Annotated in this window: 15 protein-coding genes; 14 read left to right on the top strand and 1 reads right to left on the bottom strand. The window is 43.6% G+C overall.

Going from position 1 to position 17,837, the window contains the following annotated elements; genetic code table 11:
* Positions 1–85: 85 nt before the first annotated feature.
* The 7 genes from FFR00_RS19550 (at position 86) to FFR00_RS19520 (ending at position 6,357) form a co-directional block, all read left to right on the top strand.
* A complete protein-coding gene (locus FFR00_RS19550; protein WP_137675101.1) occupies positions 86–511 on the top strand; it encodes a hypothetical protein in 426 nt (141 codons plus the stop codon).
* A gap of 238 nt (positions 512–749) precedes the next feature.
* Positions 750–1,826 carry a GGDEF domain-containing protein gene (locus FFR00_RS19545; protein ID WP_137675100.1) on the top strand — a complete coding sequence of 359 codons (1,077 nt, stop codon included), beginning with the start codon at positions 750–752 and terminating at the stop codon, positions 1,824–1,826.
* A 127-nt stretch (positions 1,827–1,953) separates the two neighbouring features.
* Positions 1,954–2,151, top strand: coding sequence for a hypothetical protein (locus FFR00_RS19540; RefSeq protein WP_137675099.1), 198 nt, complete (start codon positions 1,954–1,956; stop codon positions 2,149–2,151).
* Positions 2,152–2,400: 249 nt separating this feature from the next.
* Positions 2,401–3,459, top strand: coding sequence for a linear amide C-N hydrolase (locus FFR00_RS19535; protein WP_137675098.1), 1,059 nt, complete (start codon positions 2,401–2,403; stop codon positions 3,457–3,459).
* A 555-nt stretch (positions 3,460–4,014) separates the two neighbouring features.
* Positions 4,015–4,263, top strand: coding sequence for a DUF3297 family protein (locus FFR00_RS19530; RefSeq protein WP_137675097.1), 249 nt, complete (start codon positions 4,015–4,017; stop codon positions 4,261–4,263).
* Between the two features lie 263 nt (positions 4,264–4,526).
* Complete coding sequence (locus FFR00_RS19525; protein WP_137675096.1) at positions 4,527–5,159, top strand: LysE family translocator; 633 nt, start codon at positions 4,527–4,529, stop codon at positions 5,157–5,159.
* 31 nt (positions 5,160–5,190) lie between these two features.
* Positions 5,191–6,357 (top strand): MFS transporter, encoded by a 1,167-nt coding sequence (locus FFR00_RS19520; protein ID WP_137675134.1) that lies wholly within the window; start codon positions 5,191–5,193, stop codon positions 6,355–6,357.
* A 1-nt stretch (position 6,358) separates the two neighbouring features.
* Here FFR00_RS19520 and FFR00_RS19515 read toward each other — a convergent pair whose 3' ends face one another.
* On the bottom strand, positions 6,359–6,655 hold the full coding sequence (locus FFR00_RS19515) for a hypothetical protein (RefSeq protein ID WP_137675095.1): 297 nt from the start codon (positions 6,653–6,655) through the stop codon (positions 6,359–6,361).
* A 210-nt stretch (positions 6,656–6,865) separates the two neighbouring features.
* On the opposite strand from FFR00_RS19515, the gene FFR00_RS19510 reads away from it, so the two are divergent.
* From FFR00_RS19510 to FFR00_RS19480, 7 genes are all read left to right on the top strand, one after another.
* Positions 6,866–8,986 (top strand): methyl-accepting chemotaxis protein, encoded by a 2,121-nt coding sequence (locus tag FFR00_RS19510; protein ID WP_137675094.1) that lies wholly within the window; start codon positions 6,866–6,868, stop codon positions 8,984–8,986.
* A 349-nt stretch (positions 8,987–9,335) separates the two neighbouring features.
* Positions 9,336–10,034, top strand: a complete 699-nt coding sequence (locus tag FFR00_RS19505; protein ID WP_137675093.1) for a VC0807 family protein — start codon at positions 9,336–9,338, stop codon at positions 10,032–10,034.
* A gap of 238 nt (positions 10,035–10,272) precedes the next feature.
* Positions 10,273–11,022, top strand: a complete 750-nt coding sequence (locus FFR00_RS19500) for an ABC transporter substrate-binding protein (RefSeq protein ID WP_137675092.1) — start codon at positions 10,273–10,275, stop codon at positions 11,020–11,022.
* A 229-nt stretch (positions 11,023–11,251) separates the two neighbouring features.
* Positions 11,252–12,682: a Wzz/FepE/Etk N-terminal domain-containing protein gene (locus tag FFR00_RS19495; protein ID WP_137675091.1), complete on the top strand. Its 1,431-nt coding sequence runs from the start codon at positions 11,252–11,254 to the stop codon at positions 12,680–12,682.
* A gap of 10 nt (positions 12,683–12,692) precedes the next feature.
* Complete coding sequence (locus tag FFR00_RS19490) at positions 12,693–13,778, top strand: glycosyltransferase (protein ID WP_235836266.1); 1,086 nt, start codon at positions 12,693–12,695, stop codon at positions 13,776–13,778.
* Positions 13,779–13,788: 10 nt separating this feature from the next.
* Positions 13,789–15,600, top strand: coding sequence for a sugar transferase (locus FFR00_RS19485; protein ID WP_161985210.1), 1,812 nt, complete (start codon positions 13,789–13,791; stop codon positions 15,598–15,600).
* Between the two features lie 235 nt (positions 15,601–15,835).
* A complete protein-coding gene (locus tag FFR00_RS19480) occupies positions 15,836–17,746 on the top strand; it encodes a methyl-accepting chemotaxis protein (protein WP_137675089.1) in 1,911 nt (636 codons plus the stop codon).
* Positions 17,747–17,837: the final 91 nt, after the last annotated feature.

Genomic DNA, 17,837 nt, shown 5'->3' with positions numbered 1-17,837 from the left:
GGGTTCTTACAAATCTTTGCTATTCAAGTTTTGCCTTTGCTGCTAGGGTTTAGCTATCTCGCCCAGCAGCTAATAAGGTTTACTCATGCAAGGTCAATCTGTTTATTTGTCTCGCTTTATTCAAGCATGCTATGTAGCCGCCAGCTTGTTGGTACCGTCGGTTTTTGCCAATGATGTCACCATTGTCGCGGCAGAGTTTACCAAAGACGGCCAACGCACTTGGAAAGTAGATGTCTCTTTGCTGCATGAAGATAGCGGTTGGGATCATTATGCCAATATGTGGCGAGTGGTAGATGCTAAAGGTACGGTATTAGGCGAGCGTGAATTGCTTCACCCCCATGTTAACGAGCAGCCATTTACTCGCAGCTTGAGCAATGTTCCTCATCCAGAAGTGGGCTCTATCGTTTACATTGAAGCCCGCGATAAAGTTCATGGTTGGTCTCCACAACGCTTCGAAGTAGATTTAAGCCAAGCTCAACAAGGGCATTTACTTATAGAAATGCCAAAATAGAATCTTCAATTTACCTGCAGTGCTAAACCTCCATCATTTGGGCATGTTAAATAAGTTCATCTAATCTGGCGGCGTTTTTAGTTTATGATAAATAAACAGTTACGCGATCTTACTGACTTTTAGCGTATTTATTGCCGTAATTTAAGCTTATTTGTTTAATTATAAAAATAAACATTGCCACAATTTGTTCGCTGTTTGTGTGTTAGTCTGAAGCCGGAAAGGAAGCAAGCAGAACAACATGGATATTCAAAAAATACTAAATGTGGGGGCCGAAGGGCACTCATTTGCAGCCGTTAGTCGTATACGTCTCACCAATATTATCACTCTAATTACCACCATTATTTCAGGTGTATATTCGTTAAACTATTGGTTACTGTTAGACAATACACAGGTAGCTTTAATCAATTTTGGTTTCACCTTAGCCTATCTCGCGACTATCGCTTTTATGGCTAAAGGTTATGTATCGGGTGCTAAAACCTGGTTTTTTTCTGTGCTGATGGTACATCTGCTTATCTGCACCAACGTGTATGTAACCAATGCTAGTGGCTTTCACCTTTACTACTTCTTAGTGCCAACCGGTGCATTTTTACTGTTTGAGTTGCGCCAGCGACGAGAAATGTTAGCGCTGAGTGCTGCCTCCGTAGGCTTGTTTCTATATTGCGAAAATACAGCCAATTTAACACCGCTAATTGAGTTAGATGCTGCTACTAATCATTTGCTTTATCAGTCGGTAGTGTTGGTGAACATGATTGAAGTGGTGTTTGTTTTAACCATTTTCGCTCGCCAAATCGAAGCCAATGAACAGCAACTCACGCTACAAGCTTCTACCGATTCACTCACTGGTTTAGCAAATCGCCATTGTTTCTTTGCCCAAGGCAATGCCATGTTGCAGCAGTCGCATAAACTTCACCAGCCTTTTAGTTTGGTATTGCTCGATTTCGATTATTTTAAAAGTATTAACGATCGCTATGGTCACATAGTGGGGGACTTGTGCTTGGTGGAAATAAGCAAAGAGGTAAAAGCGATTTGCCGTGAACAAGATTTGTTTGCGCGCATTGGCGGTGAAGAGTTTGTCATTGCTATGCCAAACACTGGGCTCGAACAAGCGCAGCAAGCCGCCGAGCGTATGCGAGAACGCGTATCAAAGCACATTATTCCCATTGTTGGCGAGAAATCCTTTAGCTGCACAGCCAGTTTTGGCGTGGCTAGCAGCCTACGTAACCAAACGCTAAAAGAAACCCTTCAACAAGCAGATAAAGCGCTGTACCTGGCCAAAGATCTGGGCAGAAATTGTGTGCAATTGTATAGGGCATAGTTGTTTAGCTTGGACTACTTTTCTTTATTGATAAAACGTGAGGCCAACAGGGCTTCTAATAAATAACTTACCGCGTTAGTTCGTTAAGTATCAATAAAGCAACTTTTCGGCGACTAGGCTCCAGATAATGCGCGTAGACTTAGCTACGGGCATTTTGCAGAGACTGGTTATGCGTACCATCATTTTTACATTCAAACTGTTGTTGATTGTTGTTTTTGCTTTAGTCACTTTTTCCTCTTTAGTTAGCGCTTTTGGCTGGTTTTATACCGCGTTCGCCGTGTGTGTTAGGGTCGCTTTGGATAAGCCTGTATTTGGTGATGAATAGCTAGCTGTAAACGTCGCCTCGTAAGCTCTAAAAGGTTTTAAATCTAGCCTCATTTGCATCATCTTTGTTGTTTCTTGCCTATTAGTTAAACTTAAAGAACCTAGTTAATTGTTAACTTAAGTTTATGTTTTACTAGCACCAAGTTAAGTGAAGTTTAGCCAACATTGGCTAGCTTGCTAAAACTAATGGGTAGCCGGATCTTTGGCCAAATTTTCCCCAAGGATTGGGTAAGTTTAAAGAGAAGATGAAATGAAAAAATCAATGATTGCTTTAACTATCGCCGCAGTAACGTTTGGTGCTTTACAAACCGCTAATGCTTGTTCTCGTATTACCCTTGATACGCCGCATGGGGTGTCGCAAGTTCGTACTTTAGATTGGGGCCAGCAATTGGGCACTGTTGCGATTATGCATCCAGTTGGCACTGAAGTAGAGACTAAAGATGTACCTTCTTATCAAAAAGCTGCCGCTTGGACAGTGAAATACCCAACCTTGATCTTAGAAGAGCGCAAGGTATTTGTTGATACCGCTGGTGAAGCGATAAATGCAGAAGGCTTGTCGGCATCAACCCTTTATTTATATGATTCGGTAGCGTTTATTAAAGACTATCAAGACACTGGCGCACCAGCGGTAAACTGGGGCGACGCCGCCACGTTTATGGCAGAGAACTTTGCCACCGTAGACGAAGCAGTTGCAGCTTTTGAAGCTAATCAATTTCAGTTTGCTTGGGCCGATGGCATTCATGGTGACCAGCACGGCTTGCATATTTCAGTACAAGATAAAACCGGTAATATCGCATTGTTTGAGCTAAACGAAGGCGGAGAAATGCAAGTGCACCGTGGTAGCGTAAACGACCATATGCGAGTAATGGCAAACGCACCATTGCAGCAACAGCACGATGCCAATGCCAAAGCAGTAGGTGACATGAGCAAGCCTGAAAACGGCAGCAAAATTGGTTCTACTATTTCATCTTCAGATCGGATGTTACGCGGTTTATACAATTCAGCTAACGTAGAGTTCAAGCAAGATGCTGGTTGGGCACAAACCGAAGGTAAATTGCAGTCTACTTTCGATAGCGGCAACCTTGTAGCTCAAGATATTATCGACCCCGTTAATGGCGAAACCTATGCCACTTGGATCCAATATACCTACAACTTTGATAATGGTTCTTTCAAAATGCGGAATCTAGATACTTACGCTGAGATACGCATTGATCTTAATGACGCATTCAAGGCGAAAGAGGTGTCTTGTGCAGACTTAGTTGAGCAGGCCGAGCAGCAAACCACCGCTACTTTTGGTGCTTGTAGCTAAGGCTAACCGATAGGCGTTTTGTGCAAGTATGCGCAAAATGCCTTTTAGCTTAGGATTTAAAAGGGGGCGAAGTTGTCAGATGCAGCGTTTGGCAAAGTCCAACGCACTTGAGCATCTTGTGTTCTCAGGATTAACACTTTGCTGTGGTAATCGTCCACGGTCTCCATATAGCCAAAGTACAAAGTTAGTGCGTTCACCACTGGTTATCGCTCGAGTGGCTGTTGTTATTCCAGATCTGATGAACGCAAGGGCCGCGCTAGAGTATTGCTTCTCTCAAAGGTAATTCTAAACCGCGTACACTCTGTAATTGATTAAGTAACATTCTGGGTATTAGCACCTGAACTTATGCAAGCTAATTGCTCTCACCTCAACGGTGGAATCAATTAATTACAGCCGTCTTGCTAGATAAACAACTCCCAGAAGGAATGAGTATTACGCTTTTCTATATAATCGGTCTTCGAGGCAGTGTTAGCCAGCAAAGCCCCGCTTAAGCTGTTGAGGGCTTTCCCTATATTGACTACAATGACGCACTTTTATTTACCTTGAGCCCAAGCCATGAGCAATAACGAATCACAACCTACTTTACCTGATCGTCTTTCAGGCAACCCTCGCAGCCCGCACCATGTAGCGGAAGTGTTTGAGCACGACATCGGTATTAAACTAAACGGTAAAGAACATTTTAATGTTGAGGAATATTGCATAAGTGAAGGTTGGGTCAAAATTCCTTCACCTAAAGCTTTAGACCGCCGTGGTCAGCCTTTGATGGTGACACTAAAAGGCACAGTTGAAGCCTTCTATCTTTAGTCGAACGGCTAAATTTTTATAATTATTGCTTCGGCTAAGCGGTATTCTCATCACTCGCTTAGCCTTAGCTTTTTATCAACTCAGTCGTCAGCCCTTTAAGCGTTAAGCATACTTAGTACTATCGCTGGCATCGCCATCTATTCACCAAACTTTCTACCAGTTTTTGCCAAACTAAATGGGCATTTCCTCTTAACGTATTAAACAAACTCCGTGTTAATCTTGTGAGCTAGGCCACATGGCGCAAAGCTAACGGAGTAGTAGCAATGTTAGGCATTAATGATTTCTGGTTATTTGTGGTGTCGGGAATACTGCTTAACCTAATTCCTGGTCCCGATTCTCTATACGTTGTTGCACGCAGTGCTAGCCAAGGCTTTAAAGCCGGCTCGGTAGCGGCTTTTGGCATTGGTGCTGGAACATTTGTACATATTAGTGCTGCCGCATTTGGGCTTTCTGCCATTCTTGCGAGTTCTGCTGCTGCCTTTACCATATTAAAAGTGGTTGGCTGTATTTATCTTTTGTACATGGGGCTTTCAATGGCTTTACGTAAAGAGCAAAGCCAGCCTAAAGCCGAACAACTCTGTAGTACGGGTTACGCAAAAATATTTCGCCAAGGCTTTCTTACCAATAGTTTAAACCCAAAAGTGGCGTTATTTTTCTTGGCTTTTGTTCCCCAATTTATTGATGCAGCTGAGCCCAATAAAGCCTTAGCTTTTGTTGTGTTGGGTTTGGTGTTTAACCTTAATGCGATGATTTGGGGGCATATATTGGCGTGGTTGAGTGTGTCTATTTCTCATCGGGTGCAAACCAGCCAACGGGCTAAACGCTGGCTAAACCGCGCGTTAGGTGGAGTGTTTGCTGGTTTTGGCCTTCGTTTGGCATTTTCTGAGCTAAGTTAAGCCCGCTTGTTTGATGAATTAAAGGATTATGATGCAACGTTCTAAAAAGCAATTGCTGTTGATGATGGCATTTTTAATGCCGTTTAGCTTCTCGATTTGGATGGTATTGCTAAATAACTTTGCCATTGAAGTGGCTCAGTTCACTGGGCGCGAAATTGGCATTTTACAAAGCCTACGCGAAATTCCCGGATTTTTGGCCTTTACCGCTATTTTTGTATTGTTAGTGCTTAAAGAGCAAACCTTTGCCTTAATCAGTTTATTGGTGCTGGCTATCGGTATTACGCTTACCGGCTTTTTCCCCAGTGTATATGGCTTGTATTTTACAACCGTTTTAATGTCGGTGGGGTTTCACTATTTTGAAACAGTGAATCAATCGCTTACTTTACAATGGATACCTAAAGCCGAAACCCCGGCTTTTATGGGGAAAGCGCTTGCGGTTAAAGGTGCTGCAGCGGTATTAGCTTATAGTTTGTTGTGGGTATTGTTGGAATACAGTGAGTTTGAGTATGTATCGCTGTACGCCTTGTTTGGCGGCATTACCATATTAGCGGTACTGTTTATTGCCTTGCGTTTTCCGCATTACACCGCCGAGCACGAGCAACATAAAAGGCTGATTTTACGCCAGCGTTATTGGCTGTTTTATACCTTGGTGTTTTTAAGCGGCGCGCGCAGGCAAATCTTTGTGGTGTTTGCTGGCTTTTTGATGGTCGAAAAGTTTGGTTACTCAGTATCAGAGATTGCCTTACTTTACCTTGCTAACCAAGTTCTGAACATTATCTTTGCCGGTAAAATTGGCCAGCTAATTGGTCATATTGGTGAGCGCCGAGCATTAATGATTGAATACACCGGCTTGGTGTTCGTTTTTGGCGGCTATGCTTTGGTAGAAACAGCAGAGTGGGCGGCAGGTTTGTATATTATCGACCATCTATTTTTTGCAATGGCGATTGCGATTAAGAGCTACTTTCAAAAAATTGCCGATCCGGCAGATATTGCCAGTTCAGCGGGGGTGAGCTTTACCATTAACCATATAGCGGCAGTAATACTGCCAGCACTATTAGGTTTTGTTTGGTTATATTCGCCGTCGTTAGTATTTTGGTTTGGCGCTGCTATTGCTGTGGCTTCTCTGGCGTTCTCATTCTTGGTTCCGCGTCACCCAGAGCAACACCGAGAAACAACTTGGGCGCTTAAAACCCAATAATTTACACCATAATGGCGATGATGCTGCCTACTGTTCCAATGGCTTTAAGCACTTGGCCTGCGGTATAAGCGCCATCTTCGTTTTCTTCTACTTCGTTAGGCTTGTCCATGCCTAGTGCGCCATAAGCAAACGATTTTACACTGCTGTCTTCTTCTGCTTTATCTGTTTTTAACGGTTCTGGCATAGTGGGCTGTGCTTGCTTGGGTTCAACCGGTTTATCCATAACGGGCGTTTGTTTAGCTTTTGCCTGAGCCATGTATGCATTACTTGCTGCTGAGTTGATTGACGATATCGACACTGCTGTTCTCCGATTAAATCCCTTTAACTCTTTCTATATCGGCGGTATTGAGTAAGAGTTGAGCAACAGTTTTGTTAAACCCAAACTATTTTAAAGTTTTATATTTTAATCAATTAAATCAAAAGTTTAAGATGTAAAAATAAAGTCATTATGAATTAACTGATAATTATTGATCCTCACCATAAAAAAACGTAAATCAGATTGCTGAAAATGTTTACCCTCGCTAAGTTGCTACCAGCACTATGGAAAGAGATGTTGGTAATGGGGTACAGCATGTTTAAAGATTTTCAGGTTTTTTCATTTCTAGGTCGTTTACGTAAAATGTCTATTCCTAGGCAGGTGGTAATGGTGGTTGTGGTGATCGCAAGTACCTTTGTTACCGCCATTTTAATTGCCATTATTGGCTTGAATACCATTCAAAATCGTAATCAGGAATTGGCTAGTCATTCGTTAGTTGCTTTGCAAAATGCCTCTGATGCCGAAGCCGCCTATTTACAAATGAATCACTTAGTGCTGGCTATTCTCACATCAGAAGACCAGTCGCAGCTTGATGTTCTTTATGCCGATTGGCAAGAGTTGCGCGATAGCACTGAGCAATTACTGGCGCAAGCGGTCACTCGTTCACAAGTACAACAGCAAACTAACGCCGCCACTGGTTTTGAATCTTCTCGACAAATGATAGATCACTTGGATAAGGAGTTGTCTCTGGTTTACCAAGCGCTTTCTCAAAGCTATACCGAAGAGGTTGAGTTAAGGAAAATATTTAGCCAGTTTGTTTTGCAGTCTACCGAGTTGTACAACGACATGGGCTATCAAGTAGAACCTTATGCCTTAGAAGACCAATATATTCGCGACATTTATCGAAACTATATGTCTGCATCGCAGCGGGTGCAATTAAAGAGCTTTGAGCTGGTATCTGTAGACAGTCCTGCGGCCATTACCAAATTATTAGAAACGATTCGTGCCAGCACCAAGCGCTTAGCGAGTAGTTTTGACGATCTTGGCTTTGAAGTGGAATCTATTACTAAACACGCAGACATCACAAGTAACTGGGCGTTTTTTATCAAGCATGTAAATGAGCCACAAGGTTTGTTATCTAGGGTGCTTAAAAACCAGCAAAGCATTGAACAAGTTGGGCTAAAGCGTACCCAGCTAGAAGCTGATATCAAGGCTCAAATAGTTGAACTAAAACATTTGGTTACTAGTATTGACCAGCAAAGCACACTAATGGTAAGTGATGCTGAGCGGTTAGTTACAAAGGTCAGCTTTAGCGCCAGTATTGCCGGTATTATTGCTTTGTTGGTTGCAGTTGGTTCGTGTATTTCAATCAATCGCTTGATTAAGCGGCCGATTGACGACTTAGCAACGGTAACCCGCGCGATGGCGAATGGCGACTTTACTTTGCATATGCAAAACGGATGGAGCGGGGAGTTTGCTAAAGTGGCTGGCTGGGTGAATGAGGTAGCAGAAAATACCAATCATTCATTGAGTGAAATAGTGCAAGTGACTAGTGAGCTAGAAACTATGGCCACCAGTAACGCCAGTATAACCGGTGACATTAAAGGCAAAAACGACAATCAAAATACCAGCTTAGGCAGTGTGAGTTCGGCGATTGCGCAAATGGCTAATGCCAGCCAAGAAATCGCCGGCATTGCGAGTGACTCTTTCCAGCAAACAGAAACCGCCGATAAGCGACTGAAAAGCGGTACCGCGGTTATGCAGCAAAATCAGCAAACTATTCAAGCCTTAGATCAGCATATTAATAGTACTCATGGAGCAATGGAAAGCTTACTGAAAGATATTGGTGACGTTAAAACGGTGTTAGAGGTGATTCAATCAATCGCTGACGCTACCAACTTACTGGCATTAAATGCGGCTATTGAAGCGGCTCGTGCTGGGGAATATGGGCGCGGGTTTTCAGTGGTCGCTGATGAGGTGAGAATGTTATCTAAGCGCAGTGGCGAGCAAACTGAGCAAATAGCTAAAGTTATGGCGCGTTTAGAAGAACAAGCGAGTACCTCTATGCAGTTAATGGGTGAAAGCCGCAGCAAAATGGGCGATACGCTTAACTTAAACAGTGAGTTATCAGAGGCGATTACGGCGGTGAGTAAAGACATTCAAAAGCTTCGCGATATGTCGCATAGCATTAATACTGCCACCGAACAGCAGCGAGAAGGTGCTGCCAGTATCACTCAAGAAATGGGCTTACTGGCGCAGCAAGCTAAAGAAAATAGCTTAACTTTAGATACCCTTGCCGCGGAAGGGCAACGCTTAAATGCGCTGTCTAACCAGCAAGAAAGTAATGTAGGCAAGTTTAAACTGGTAGGCTAAAGCAGCCATATACTACAATCAGCAATCGTATCAATGTAGTAAAAAGAGCACTCGGCATTATTATCTTGTCGAGTGTTTTTCGTTTTCGGTAGCCAATTTCCCGTATGTTTGCCAATGCATAAGCGTGATGTGTTGCAGCTATGAACCCATTGACTGAATTAGTGACTTGATTCTGCGTATACGGGCATCAAAACGGGCAGCAACGCTTGGCTATGGCGGCACTAGTTAAGCTAGTGGTTCGCACAGGAATTAGTATTCAAAAGAACGTCGGGAAGCTATTTGCCGATTGTTTCATTGTTGATAATTAGTTATAACCATTCTACGTAATTTGCAATAACGCATAGAAAATATGAAAAGCTCTCCAACACATAAGCCACGGCCCTTAGTTGATCTAGTTGTCAGTATCGTTTTACCGTCTTTTGTACTCATGAAATTAAGCGGCGAAGATGCCTTAGGTGCTAGTGGAGGTTTGATTGTTGCGCTTGCCTTTCCACTTGGTTGGGGGCTTTTCGAGCTAATTAGATATAGGAAATTTAATTTCATTGCCTTACTTGGCTTGGTAAGTGTTTTGTTAACGGGTGGGATTGGTTTATTTGAGCTTGATACCAAATGGTTAGCCATTAAAGAAGCGGCCATTCCTGCTGTGATAGGTATTGCCGTTTTAGTGTCTACCTTTACTCCTTATCCTTTGGTTAAAGCTTTGCTGTTTAACCCAGATATTATGGATGTGGAAAAAATCCAACAACGTTTAGCAGAACATAACAGCGGTGCTGCCTTCGAAGCTCGCCTGTTAAAGGCTACCTATTTTATTGCTGGTTCCTTCGCCTTTTCAGCGACGATGAACTATATCCTTGCCAAATGGCTAGTCACTAGCCCTGCCGGAACGTCTGCATTTAACGAAGAGCTAGGTCAGTTAACCCTATATAGTTACCCGATGATTGCCTTGCCATCTATGGTGATGATGATGGCTGTTTTTTACTACTTGTGGCGTACTATTCATAGCCTAACTGGGCTTGAGCTAGAAGAGGTTCTTGCTTCTAAGAAATAATTCGCTATCTAAGGTCGGCCGGGCTATTGGGCTCTACAATTAGAGCATGTTAAAAGCCTGCAGTCGGTCTGAAAACTCATAAGAACGGGTGTTTCGTCTAGGCTTTAAGCATTACTAAAGGCTGGCCAAAATATCAAATTGAACGTTTTTGTAATTTTTGGCACAGCTTGAAAAAGTATCGATATGTCATACAGTCGTAGTATACGAACATCTTTTTTGGTGGCCAAAGGCAAGACAAATGCTTAAAGCTCTATCCTTTTTTTTCTTAGTTCTGCTTCTCTATTCTGAGACGGTGTATGCCGAAAAAATTGTGCTTGCCGCCGCTGCTGACAGTATTCCTACCTCGTATATAGAGAACGGTGAGCAAACAGGTATTTTAGTTGATGTTATAAATGAAGCATTTGAAAGAGCGGGTTTTACCGTAGAAATAAAGCTAATGCCTTGGGCTAGATGCTTAAAGTCGGTTCAAGAAGGCACTGTCGATGGAATATTCTCAGTATATTTAACAAATGAACGGCAAACATTTTTGAGTTATACGAACGAAGTACTGATAACACAAATACAGGCATTTTTTGTTTCTGTTAATTCATCCATCACCTTTGATGGTGATATTCAACAATTGGCAGATAAATCAATCGGCGTCATCAATGAGACTAGCTATGGCCCAAGGCTTGACGCTGCTTTGGAGAAGCGGTTATTCAAGACCGTTGATGAAGCTCAAAGCTCTAAAAGTAATGTTCGAAAGCTGCTGGCTGGCCGCGTGGACTTAATACCTTCGTATCGGCATGTGGTTTTTAGTACAGCAAAATCGTTGGGGGCAGCCCATAAAATAAAGCAGTTATCCCCTCCTTTAGAAGCCATTCCTAGTTACTTGGCATTCACCAGAAAACGTGACTTTTCCACAGTTATTCGTGAATACAACAAAGCGCTTTCAGCCATGAAGGAAGATGGCACCTACGATATGATTTTTGATAAATATCTTCAATAGTCACCCTAGCATGTTGTATCCGCTAAGCCTTGTGTTAAGTGTCGCTCTAGATTGCTACGCCATACATCCCTGATATTACTTGAACACGCTTTGCTGCTATAGACTGTCTTGCAAAATGCAATACCCTCTAGATTTCAACTTGAAACTATCATTAAGTGCATGATAAATAGCAATTAAAAATGTTGGTACGGATTTCGCTATTCAAAGCTTGAATCAAGTGGAGAATACAATGGGCGAATTACTACCAAGAATATATTTAATTGTTGATGCCCTATGGCGTCGACGTTACTTAATTGCTCTACCTATTCTATTGATGCCGATTGTTGGGGCTGTTGTGTCACTAATGTCGGACAAACAATATGCGTCGCATACCAGTATGTTAGTGCAGGAAACTGCCAGCCTTAATCCATTTTTAGAAGATTTAGCCGTATCGGCCAATGTAGAAGGCCGAATGGAAGCGCTGACCACCTTGCTGCATAGTCGCCACGTATTGAGCGAAGTGGCTATTGAGCAAGGCTTGATGTTTGAAACCGACAGCCCACAGCGTAAAGAGCAGGTGATTGCGCGTTTATCGTCGGCCTTAACGGTTCGCCAAGTGGGTAAGGATTTAATTCGAATTGATTACAAATCAACCACTCCGCAGGGCATGAGTCAGTTATTAGAAACGGTGTCTAAACATTTTATTGAGCAGCTTTTAGCCCCTGAGCGCTCGTCTATTCAAGAGTCTGAACGCTTTCTTCGCGAGCACTTAAGTACCAGTAGTATAGAGCTTGAAGAAGCAGAGCAAGCGTTAGCGAGTTATCGCACGCTACATTCTGATGGTTTGCCCGAGCAGCATGCTGCAAATACAGAGCGGCTATCGCGAGTGCGCCAGCGTCTAATTGAACGCGAGGCCGAATTGGCGGGCGCTAAGCAAAGCTTAGGCAGCATTGACCAACAGTTATCTCGTACTAATCCTGTGTTAACCCGCCTAGAAGAACAAATTGTGCTTAATCGTGCTGAGCTGGCCACCTTAATGTCTCGCTACACCGAGGGGCACTCTAAAGTTTTGGCGATTAAACGGGTACTGCGCCATTTGGAGCAAGAACGAGAAGAAGTGCTCGCTTTACCCGAATCTGCGGTAAGCAAAACCGACAGCTCTGCCTTACTGCAGCAGCAAATCTCAATTACTGAATCCAATGGTGAAATGCTAATTGTGCAAGTAGAGGCCTTAATGATTGCTCGCCAGCGAGTAGACGCCTTAGCAGCAGAGGTATCGCAATTAAAAAGTTTGGCAAATTCTATACAGCAACAAATTGGCTCGGTGGGTGAGCAAGAGAAACAACTCCGTATTCTAAATCGCAATTTGCGAGTGAAACGCAGCCTGTATGAAAACATGTTAACCCGCTACGAAATGGCACAAGTAACCGGTGCGTTAGGGGTGTTTGAGCAAGCTGACCGAATCAAAATTATTGACCGCGCTTATACCCCCAGTGGCCCGTCTACCTTGCCATTATGGATGTTTGTTGTTGCTGGTTTTGTGGGTGGCGTTGCTATCGGTATCAGCTTAGCGGTGATGGCTGAGCTAACTGATTCGAGTTTACGCACCATTAAAGATATTGAAGATATAGCTGGAGTGTCGGTGTTAAGCCGTATTCCTCCGCTTAATGAATCGCATTAAAGAGGATTACATGATGAGTATTTGGATCCAAGTCGTACAGCACTTACAGCCCGGTGGTATAGAAACCATGGCCTTAGATTTACAACGCATGGAAGAGACGCATGAGCAGGGGGTAATTATCTCACTGGAAGGCAACAAAGAAGAAGCACTGGCGGCATGGCCGCGCCTTCGCCCCTTTGCTGACCGCTTGATGTTTTTAGACAAAAAGCCGGGTTTTCGACTTTCAACCTTGTGGAAGTTGGTTAACTTGTTTCGCCGCTGGGCAGTGCCAGTAGTGCATACTCACCATATTGGCCCGCTTATTTATGGTGGCATAGCCGCGCGTTTAGCTGGCGTGAAAGTAGTGATTCATACCGAGCATGATGCTTGGCATTTACGTCAGCAACGCCGCCGTTTGGTGCAAGCTGCCGCACTCAAATTTGTTAAACCTATGCTGGTCGCAGACGCCAATTTAGTGGCTGGTGAGCTAAAGGCGGCCTTAGGCTTTGATGATGAAAAAGTGCAGGTGATTAAAAATGGTGTAGATACCCGCAGCTTTGCACCAGGTAGCAAAGTAGTGGCTCGTCGTGAGCTGGGTTTGCCAGAGCATTTTCGTTTAATTGGTTGCGCTGGCCGCTTGGAATTAGAAAAAGGCCAAGCAGTATTGATCGAGTCATTGTCGTTTTTACCAGAAGATGTGCATTTAGCATTTGCAGGTGATGGCAGCCAACGTAAGCAATTAGAACAATTGGTTGAATCTTTACACTTACAAGAACGCGTGCACTTTTTAGGCTCCATTGAGTCAATGCCGCGCTTTTACCAAAGCTTAGATCTGTTTTGTTTGCCTTCTTATTTCGAAGGTTTGTCGTTAGTGATATTAGAAGCACAGTCTTGTGAGGTCCCCGCCGTTGTGACCAATGTAGGCGCATCTACCGAAGCCTTATGCCCGCGCACTGGCACATTAGTTGAGCCGGGTTCAGCGTTTGCTATGGCCCAAGCTTTAGAGCTTAAGCTAGAAAAGCCAGCTACTGGCAATCCGCGCCAGTTTGTTAAGCAGTCTGGTGATTTACGTACCACCGCGCGTAACTACGCCGCACTTCGTCATCGTTACTTATAGGGGCATGATTATGAATACTCTCATTTACTTAACCCTGATCGCGATGTTTTTGGTGGTTTATCATCATGCACTTTATCCTTTGCTGCTTAAGCTTCTCAGCAAAGGGCATAAACAGCCAACGCAGGCGATACCTGTTTCAGTGGTGCGCAAATATCACCATTGCGAAGACGATGCTCAGTTACCGCTTATTGAGTTGTTGATTCCGGCTTACAACGAGCAAGATTATATTGCCGCCAAGTTAATTAACTTAGCCACACTCGATTACCCTGACGCTCGCTTAACGATTAAGATTATTTGCGATGGTTGCACTGATGATACCGCTGCAGAAGCGCGAGCGTGTTTGGAAGAACTCACTTTTTGCAGTTTTGCAATAGAAGTCTGTGAGCAGTTTCAAAATCAAGGCAAGGTGGCGGTATTAAATCAGCACATTAGTCAAAGCAAAGCCGACATCGTGGCCTTGTCGGATGTATCTGCCCTTATCTCGGTAGATGCCATGCTCATTGCTGCGAGCCAATTCAAGCAAAGCGATGTTGGAGTGGTATGTGGTTATTATCATTTGCTTAGCCCAGGTTCGGTGGGTGAGCAGGCATATTGGGACTATCAGCGCGAAGTGAAACGTTGTGAAGCTGAAATGGGCGCGCCACTAGGCGCACACGGGGCATTTTATTTAATTCGAAAATCGCTATTTAGACGTATGCCAGAAGACACCATTAACGATGATTTTGTTATTCCTATGGATATTGTAGCGCAAGGCTACCGCGCCATATACGAGCCTAATATTCGTGCCTTAGAGCTTGAGCATGCGGCCGATAGCCAAGATCGCAGTCGCAGAAAGCGCATTGGTGCTGGTAACTTACAGCAATTAATTCGCCTGCGTCATATGTTGTTACCGCGTTTTAAAGGTGTGGCTTTTACCTTCTTCTCGGGCAAGGCTTTACGCGTAACTATTCCTTTGTTTATGTTAACTAGCTTCTTTGGTGCAATGATATTAAGCACTCAATCTACCTTGTTCGCGGTACTCTTTACCTTGCAACTGTTAGGTTACAGCCTTGCTATGTTGCCAAGAGTATTGCCTAAGGTTACGTTGCCTGGAGCCATCGGTAGCCTTAACTATTTAGTCGAAGGCCATTTCTCTAGCATGTTGGGTTGTGTGGACTATGTGGCTAAAAAGCTTAAGAAAAAGCGTTTAACGTGTTTTGTTAGTCCATGGGTTAGTGCAGGCAAGCGGTTTTTCGACATAGTGGGCGCCAGTGTATTACTGGTTGTGTTTAGTCCCTTATTTCCGCTAATGGCCTTAGCGATAAAGCTAGATTCAAAGGGGCCTGTGTTTTACCAGCAAACCCGAGTAGGGTTAATCACTAAAGACTATGTGCAGCTATTTGAAATTTATAAATTTAGAAGTATGCGCAGTGATGCTGAGCAAGTGAGTGGGGCGGTGTGGGCCACCAAGCAAGATAAGCGAATTACTTGCGTAGGTAAGTTTCTCCGTAAAACACGCATCGACGAATTGCCGCAGTTAATCAATGTACTTAAAGGTGAAATGTCTTTGGTAGGGCCGCGCCCAGAGCGCCCAGTGTTTTATCAAAGCTTGGAGCAAGCCATTCCCTTTTATAGCGAACGCACGGTAGGCATTAAGCCAGGGATCACCGGTCTAGCACAAGTGAATTTAGCTTATGACTCAAGCATTGAAGACGTAAAACAGAAGCTAGCTTATGACCATTGTTATGCCTTAAGCCTAAGCCAATGTGGTAGTTGGTTAATACAAGATATGGGAGTGTTAATAAAAACAGTATGGGTGGTAGTGGCTGGTAAAGGGCAGTGATAAGGGCTGTTTGTTCTACAAACCGATGCCGGCTGACCGTATCTCTGCTTTACGGGCTGAAAATGCCCGCGAACCAGATGCAGAATGTGTGTTGTAGTTGAAATATGTTTGTGAGGCGTTAAAAGAAGGTATTTACTCTGCAGTCATAGAGTTTCATTTTGTTGAAGTGTTTAACATTAAGTGTCACTTAAAAGCAGTATTGTTAAATATATAATATTACAAATGGTGAAAATGGATGAATCGCTTTGGCTTTAAATCAAGCTTGCTGTCGGCTATGACTTTTATGCTTGTTTTATCTTTATTAGTAACAGGTTACCTTTCTTACACTCTGCTAAAAGATCAGATTACCAATAGTTTGTTAAGGGATATTCATCATACTATTGAACAAAAAACTACAGAGATTAATACCTCGTTTCAGCGCACAACCGGCGCGGTTAATCAGCTCGCTAAGTTATACCAAGAGAAAAACATAAACAGTAACCACGTTGCTATGACCGAATATACCGCTCGCTTAGGTGGCGTGTATAAGGTGATTATTGGCTTTGACGATGGTTCCTCGTTTGTATCTAAAGCTTCTGAGTCTTTTCCAGAGGGCGTGGGGCGTTTAGATAAATACGATCCTCGTACTCGCCCGTGGTATAAAGCCGCTAAAAAGACCGCTACTTTGTCACTCAGCGATGTGTTTTTTACGCGCAGCGATGGCGTGCCAATGGTTGGCGTGATGCACCCAATCAAGCAAGGGGTGATTATGGCTGATTTGCGTTTTGACCATCTGCAAAAGCAGTTGAGTTCTTTAAGCGAAATTGCCGGTGCAACAGGTTTAGTGGTGGATAAAAGTGGCTTGGTATTAGCCTCTACTAACGAGTGGGTGAAGCAAAAAGACAATATTGCTGATCTGGATGTATTTAAGCAGGTTTATCGTGGCTTGATAGGACAAGATAAAGCGATTCAGTATGCCGATGTTAATCAGCAATCAACGTTGTTTGTCAGCCAACGAGTGAGCTTACTAGGCGATAACGAATGGTATGTATTGATTGCGGTAGATGAATCAACAGCGTTTGCGCCCCTGCAAGCAACCACCTATAAAGTAGCAACTATTATTACTGTTGCAACCTTAGTGTCGGTTATTATTCTATTGTTTGTATTGAATCAGCTTTACCAGCCGATTATTAAGCTTAGAGATTTAGTGACCGAACTAGGCCAAGGTAGTGGTGATTTAACCCAGCGCTTAGAGGTGAAAACCGACGATGACATTGGCATCATTGCCCAAGGCATCAACGGTTTTATCGCACAGTTGCAAACTATGCTATTAGAAATAAACAGTGCCCGCTCTAAGCTTTCTGACGGTATTGAAACGCTGGATAAATACAGCCAAAGCAGCAGTGAGATTCTTAATCAGCATACCAACGAAACTACCCAAATTGTGGCCGCTATTGAAGAGTTATCTAATACCGCTGAGCTAGTAGAGGGTAATACTTCAGCCGCAGCCAAATACGCCAATGAGGCCAATCAAAGCGGTGAAGACTCGGTACAAACCATTAAAACTACTCAACAAAAGATTGAAGCCCTAGCCACTGAGATTCATGAAACCTCTAGCAACGTAGAGAATATGAATAATGAAACGGCGAGTATTCAACATATTGTTGAAGTGATTGGCAGTATTGCCGAGCAAACCAACTTGTTAGCGCTTAATGCATCGATTGAAGCCGCGCGAGCAGGAGATCAAGGACGAGGGTTTGCAGTGGTGGCCGATGAGGTTAGAGCACTCGCCAGTCGCACTCAAACCAGTACTAGCGAGATCGGCTTGGCCTTAACCAAACTTAAGCAAGAAGCTAGCTTAGTGGTGTCGTCGATTGGCAGTACCGAACATACCTGCTCAGATACGGTAGAAGAGGCCGATAAAACTTCGGTCAGTTTGCAAAAGCTGGGTGACTTTATTCACCAAATTAACGAATTGAATAGCCAGGTATCTACCTCGGCCAGCGAGCAGAATATTGTTATTCAAGACATTAATAAAAGCATGCACCAAATCCACGGCATGGTAGAAAACCTAAACAATGAAGGGAAAAGCCAGCGTAGCGAAACCCAGCGTATTGCTGCCATCAATAATGAATTGGGTGACATGATTAATCAGTTTAAACTCTAAGCAACACCGCTTCGTTTACCAAGCCTGAGCCTCAAACGCTCGGGCTTTTTTATGGCCTAAATTGCCACTGCCCACTAATTAAGCATTGACT

Source organism: Agarivorans sp. Toyoura001 (assembly GCF_005405585.1).
Taxonomy (GTDB): Bacteria; Pseudomonadota; Gammaproteobacteria; order Enterobacterales; family Celerinatantimonadaceae; genus Agarivorans.
This window is presented reverse-complemented; position numbering and strand designations above follow the sequence as displayed.